The sequence below is a fragment of the Burkholderia sp. Se-20378 genome (assembly GCF_017104665.1).
Lineage (GTDB): Bacteria > Pseudomonadota > Gammaproteobacteria > Burkholderiales > Burkholderiaceae > Burkholderia > Burkholderia lata.
Map to the genome: position 1 here is coordinate 1 of NZ_JAAGPG010000535.1, position 5,278 is coordinate 5,278.

Genomic DNA, 5,278 nt, shown 5'->3' on the forward strand with positions numbered 1-5,278 from the left:
TGATCGGCGCCGACGCGGCGCTGTGGGGCGCGCTCTTCGCGCTGGAGCGGCAGGTGTCGCCGCTCACCGCCTACCGTCGGCATTACGACGCGTACGTCGCGCTGTGGCGCGACGCGCTCGCGCACGCGGCCGATCCGCCGCCGGCCGCACGGCTCGACGGGCTTGCGCGGATGGCGCACACGATCTGCTACGGCGGGCTTTCGCAGGCGTTGCTGACGCTCGGGCCCGCGTTCGACATCGCCGCGCTGCGCGGCGAACTGCGGGCCGTGCTGCTGGCCTACCTGGCGGCGGCCGGCCAGTAACTTCCCCTAGGGGAAATGCCTGATTCGCATGTCGCGCTGACAGGCTAGCTTTGCCGCTGCGTACCCCTCCCGGCAAGCCATGAGAAAAATGCATGGCCGCCATGACGAACTTTCGATTGTCCACCGATATTGGCTCGGGCTAAATCGTGCGACAGATGCTGGCCGTGCGTGTCGCGCACGGCCGCCCGAAGGACATCAGAAGGAGGAGTCATGCGAAGCGCGACCGCGCCCCGTTCGAAACTGCCCGACGTCGGGACGACGATCTTCACGGTGATCGGCCAACTGGCTGCTCAGCACGATGCGTTGAACCTGTCGCAGGGCGCGCCGAATTTCGCGCCCGATCCGTCGCTCGTCGAAGGCGTCGCGCGCGCGATGCGCGACGGGCACAACCAGTACGCGCCGATGGCCGGCGTCATGGCGCTGCGCGAGCGGCTCGCCGAAAAGACCGAGGCGCTGTACGGCGCGCGCTACGACCCGGCCACCGAGATCACGGTGATCGCCAGCGCGAGCGAAGGGCTCTACGCGGCGATCAGCGCGCTCGTGCACCCGGGCGACGAGGTGATCTACTTCGAGCCGTCGTTCGACAGCTATGCGCCGATCGTGCGGCTGCAGGGCGCGACGCCGGTGGCGATCAAGCTGTCGCCCGAGCATTTCCGCGTGAACTGGGACGAAGTCGCCGCGGCGATCAACCCGCGCACGCGGATGATCATCGTCAACACGCCGCACAACCCGACCGCGACCGTGTTTTCCGCCGACGATCTCGAACGGCTCGCGCAGCTCACGCGCGATACCGGCATCGTGATCCTGTCCGACGAGGTTTATGAGCACGTCGTGTTCGACGGCGCGCAGCACCAGAGCATGGCGCGCCATCGCGAGCTGGCCGAGCGCAGCGTGATCGTGTCGTCGTTCGGCAAGTCGTTCCACGTGACGGGCTGGCGGGTCGGCCATTGCGTCGCGCCGGCCGAGCTGATGGACGAGATCCGCAAGGTGCACCAGTTCATGGTGTTCGCGGCCGACACGCCGATGCAGGTCGCATTCGCGGAGATCCTCGCGCGGCCGGACAGCTATCTCGGCCTGTCGGCGTTCTACCAGGCCAAGCGTGACCTGCTCGCGCGCGAGCTGGCCGATTCCCGTTTCGAGCTGCTGCCGAGCGAAGGCTCGTTCTTCATGCTTGCGCGCTTCCGGCACTTCTCGGACGAAAGCGACAGCGATTTCGTGCTGCGCCTGATCCGCGACGCGCGCGTCGCGACGATTCCGCTATCGGCGTTCTACACCGACGGCACCGACGCCGGCGTGATCCGGCTCAGTTTTTCGAAGGACGACGCGACGCTGGTCGAGGGCGCGCGGCGGCTGCGTTCGCTGTAAAGCCCGTACGTCAACCGGCGACGGGAGCGTCGCACCGACCAGACACAGGAGATCACGATGAAACACACGGCCACCCTGAAACTCGCGTTCGCACTCGCATGCGCAATCGGCTCGGGCGCGGCGCTCGCCGATGCGCAGACGCTGCGCTTCGGCCTCGAAGCGCAATACCCGCCGTTCGAATCGAAAGCGCCGAACGGCGACCTGCAAGGCTTCGACGTCGACGTCGGCAATGCCGTCTGCCAGACGGCGAAGCTGTCGTGCAAATGGGTCGAGACGTCGTTCGACGGCCTGATTCCCGCGCTGCAGGGCCGCAAGTTCGATGCGATCAATTCGGCGATGAACGCGACCGAGCAGCGGCGCCAGGCGATCGACTTCACGACGATCATCTATCGCGTGCCGACCCAGTTGATCGCGCGCACCGGCAGCGGCCTGCTGCCGACGCCGGAATCGCTGAAGGGCAAGCGTGTCGGCGTGCTGCAGGCGTCGATCCAGGAAACCTTCGCGAAGGCGCACTGGGAGCCGGCCGGCGTCGCGGTCGTCGCGTACCAGGACCAGAACCAGGCGTACGCGGACCTCGTGTCCGGCCGACTCGACGCGACGCTCGTGCTCGCACCGTCCGGCCAGCGCGGCTTCCTGTCGCGTCCGGACGGCAAGGGCTTCTCGTTCGTCGGTCAGCCCGTGCGCGACGACAAGATCCTCGGCAGCGGCATCGCATTCGGACTGCGCAAAGGCGACAGCGCGCTGAAGGCGAAACTCGATGCGGCGATCGACAAGCTGAAGGCGGACGGCACGGTGAAGTCGCTCGGCCTGAAGTATTTCGGCGATATCGACATCTCGACGAAGTAAGCGGAGCCGCACGCGATGCAGAACCGGAACACGGCCGCTGCGGGTGGCGAACAACGCGGCGCGCCGCTGTCGGGTGATTTGCTCGAAGCCGAACTCGTCGCTGAACTGGGCGATGCGCTCGTCACGCACTCGGCCGACATCGATCCGCGTTACTTCACCGCGTACAACGAGCCGGCCGGCGTGCGGCCGCGCGCGCTGGTGCGCCCGCGCAGCGTCGACGACGTGTCGCGCACGCTCGAGCTGTGCACGCGGCTCGGCCAGCCGGTCGTGCCGCAGGGGGGCCTGACGGGGCTCGCGCGCGGCGCGGTCGCGCTTGGCGACGAGGTGGTGCTGTCGATGGAGCGCTTCGCGGGCATCGAGGCGCTCGACGTGGCGGCCGGCACGATGACCGTGCGCGCCGGGACGCCGCTGCAGACGGTGCAGGAAGCTGCGGAAGCGGCGGGTTTCACGTTCGGCGTCGATCTTGGCGCACGCGGCTCGTGTCAGATCGGCGGCATGCTCGCGACCAACGCGGGCGGCACGCGCGCGATCCGCTACGGGATGATGCGCGAGCAGGTGCTCGGGCTCGAAGCCGTGCTCGCGGACGGCACGGTCGTGTCGTCGATGAACCGGATGCTGAAGAACAACGCGGGCTACGACCTGAAGCAGTTGTTCATCGGCAGCGAGGGGACGCTCGGCGTCGTCACGCGGGCGGTGCTGCGGCTGCATCCGTTGCTCGCTGCACCGGCCACGGCGCTTTGCCGCGTGCGCGACTACGACGCGGTGGTTGCGCTGTGGAACCGCGTGCGCACGCTGCCGGAGGTCGTCAGCTTCGAGGCGATGTGGCCGGCGTTCTACGACTACGTCGCGCGTCACACGCCGGGCGTTTCTGCGCCATTTGTCGGCGACGATGGTTTCGCGATCCTGATCGAATGCGCGACGAGCGCACCGGGCGGCGACGCGCACCAGGCGCTGGAAACCGGTCTCGCGGCGGGGTTCGACGCAGGGCTCGTGGAGGATGCGGTGCTCGCGACGTCGGAGCGACAGGCGCGCGACTTGTGGACACTGCGCGAAGGCCTCGCGATCGACGCGTTGCCGCATCTCGTCAACTTCGACGTGAGCCTGCCGACGGGCGAGCTCGGCGCGTTCGCCGAGCGCTGCGAGGCGGCGTTGCGCTCACGCTGGCCGGATGTCACGTGCCTGTTCTTCGGCCATGTCGGCGACGGCAACGTGCATATCGGCGTGTCGCTGGCCGGGATGACCGATGCGGATCTCGATGCGCTCGATCACTGCGTGTATGCGGTGGTGCGTGACATGGGCGGCTCGGTGTCGGCCGAGCACGGGATCGGCGTGCTCAAGCGTCCCTATCTCGCGCATACGCGCAGCGACGCGGAAATCGGATTGATGCGACGCCTGAAGGCCGCGCTGGATCCGCTCGGCATCCTGAATCCCGGCAAGGTGCTTTGATCGGGGCGATGCCTCTTGCCGTCGGGCGTTGGCCTGCGTGATGCGTCAGCCGTCCACCCAGCGCAGCGCGCCGATCTTCAGGTGTTCGACGACGCTGCGCGCCCATTCGAGTTCGGCATTGAGCAGGACGAGCGCATGCTCGTTCTGCAGCAGGAACAGGCGCGGTACCTGGTCGGCCTGCGCGGTGGCGCGCAGCGTTTCAAGGCGCTCGCGCTCGGCATCGAGCCGGGCGATCCGAAGCTCGAGCTGGTGGCGCGCATCTTCGGCATCGAGCAGCGGCAGGAACGCGAGACCGGCGCCGAACGCCGGAAATTCCCGCGCGGGCTCCGCGAGCAGCGCATGCAGCCACGCCTGCCCGGCCGTGTGCCCGGCCTCCGTCAGCGCATACAGCGTGCGCTCCGGAAACGCGCCGTCGCGCTCGGTGTCGTGCACGGCGATCATTCCGTCGCGCAGCAGCCGGTCGATCGTCTGGTAGAGGCTCGTGCGCTGGCGCACGTTGACGACTTCGTCGTACCCGCGAGCCTTCAGTTGCTGCAGCATCCCGTACGGATGCATCGGCGTTTCGGTCAGCGTCGCGAGGACGGCCAGCGCGAGCGGGGACGGGCGACTGGTAGACATGAGTAGTTATTTGATATCTAGTAAGAATATAACTATTCTCAACCAGACTATCATATTTCACAAGGGTTTCAGCCGAGGTGCGAGCGCTTCGCGGCCGGGGCGACGGTTTCCATCGTCGCGAGACCGTGCACGATGCCGCAATCCTCGACCGAATGCTCGCCGACGCACTGGCGGCGCAATTCGGTGAGCTGGTCGCGCAGATGCGTGAGTTCCGCGAGGCGCGCATCGACGTGCCCGATGTGTTCGTCGAGCAGCGAATTGATCGAATCGCAGGGATCGGCAGGCGTGTCGGTGAGCTGCAGCAGCGCGCGGATTTCGTCGTGCGCCATGTCGAGCGCGCGGCAGTTGCGGATGAAGCGCAGCCGTTCGACGTGCACGTCGGTGTAGTTGCGGTAGTTCGAGTCGGTGCGCTCCGCATCCGGCATCAGACCCTCTTTCTCGTAGAAACGGATCGTCTCGGGTGTGCAGCGGGCCGCTTTGGCCAGTTCGCCGATCTTCATGCCTTTCTCCCGTGTAAGGGTTGACCTTGTAGTGGCTTCAGGGTGTTAACTCTACACCGTTAGCCATTGAGGAGGTTGTCATGACCGACGCCCAGCGTACCCACGACCCACGACACCGTCATGCCGGCGGCGCCGCTCCGCGCTGCGCCGACGCGCACGATACGGATACGGCCACCGTCGCCGACGCGGCGCCGAAGGCAC

The 5,278-nt window shown here is 67.3% G+C and carries 5 protein-coding genes and 1 pseudogene; 4 read left to right on the forward strand and 2 right to left on the reverse strand.

The annotated features are described in order from the left end of the window. The 4 genes and pseudogenes from G3N93_RS33045 to G3N93_RS33060 form a co-directional block, all read left to right on the forward strand. A pseudogene (locus G3N93_RS33045) lies at nt 1-302 on the forward strand (TetR/AcrR family transcriptional regulator); the annotation flags it as partial. A 210-nt stretch (nt 303-512) separates the two neighbouring features. Then, nucleotides 513-1,667: a pyridoxal phosphate-dependent aminotransferase gene (locus tag G3N93_RS33050; RefSeq protein WP_174953286.1), complete on the forward strand. Its 1,155-nt coding sequence runs from the start codon at nt 513-515 to the stop codon at nt 1,665-1,667. A 57-nt stretch (nt 1,668-1,724) separates the two neighbouring features. Beyond that, nucleotides 1,725-2,513 carry an ABC transporter substrate-binding protein gene (locus G3N93_RS33055; protein ID WP_174940204.1) on the forward strand — a complete coding sequence of 263 codons (789 nt, stop codon included), beginning with the start codon at nt 1,725-1,727 and terminating at the stop codon, nt 2,511-2,513. 15 nt (nt 2,514-2,528) lie between these two features. Then, entirely contained in the window at nt 2,529-3,959 is a 1,431-nt protein-coding gene (locus G3N93_RS33060; protein WP_206134846.1) for an FAD-binding oxidoreductase, read from the forward strand. A gap of 45 nt (nt 3,960-4,004) precedes the next feature. On the opposite strand, the gene G3N93_RS33065 is transcribed toward G3N93_RS33060, so the two are convergent. Continuing rightward, complete coding sequence (locus tag G3N93_RS33065) at nt 4,005-4,577, reverse strand: PadR family transcriptional regulator (protein WP_174940200.1); 573 nt, start codon at nt 4,575-4,577, stop codon at nt 4,005-4,007. A 68-nt stretch (nt 4,578-4,645) separates the two neighbouring features. Then, complete coding sequence (gene cadR, locus G3N93_RS33070; RefSeq protein WP_011350541.1) at nt 4,646-5,077, reverse strand: Cd(II)/Pb(II)-responsive transcriptional regulator; 432 nt, start codon at nt 5,075-5,077, stop codon at nt 4,646-4,648. Nucleotides 5,078-5,278 lie beyond the last annotated feature (201 nt).

Excerpts from the sequence above, each read along its gene's own strand:
- G3N93_RS33050 (WP_174953286.1), top strand. The coding sequence starts at position 513 with ATGCGAAGCGCGACCGCGCCCCGTTCGAAACTGCCCGACGTCGGGACG.
- G3N93_RS33060 (WP_206134846.1), top strand. The coding sequence starts at position 2,529 with ATGCAGAACCGGAACACGGCCGCTGCGGGTGGCGAACAACGCGGCGCG.
- cadR (WP_011350541.1), bottom strand. The coding sequence starts at position 5,077 with ATGAAGATCGGCGAACTGGCCAAAGCGGCCCGCTGCACACCCGAGACG.
- G3N93_RS33065 (WP_174940200.1), bottom strand. The coding sequence starts at position 4,577 with ATGTCTACCAGTCGCCCGTCCCCGCTCGCGCTGGCCGTCCTCGCGACG.
- G3N93_RS33055 (WP_174940204.1), top strand. The coding sequence starts at position 1,725 with ATGAAACACACGGCCACCCTGAAACTCGCGTTCGCACTCGCATGCGCA.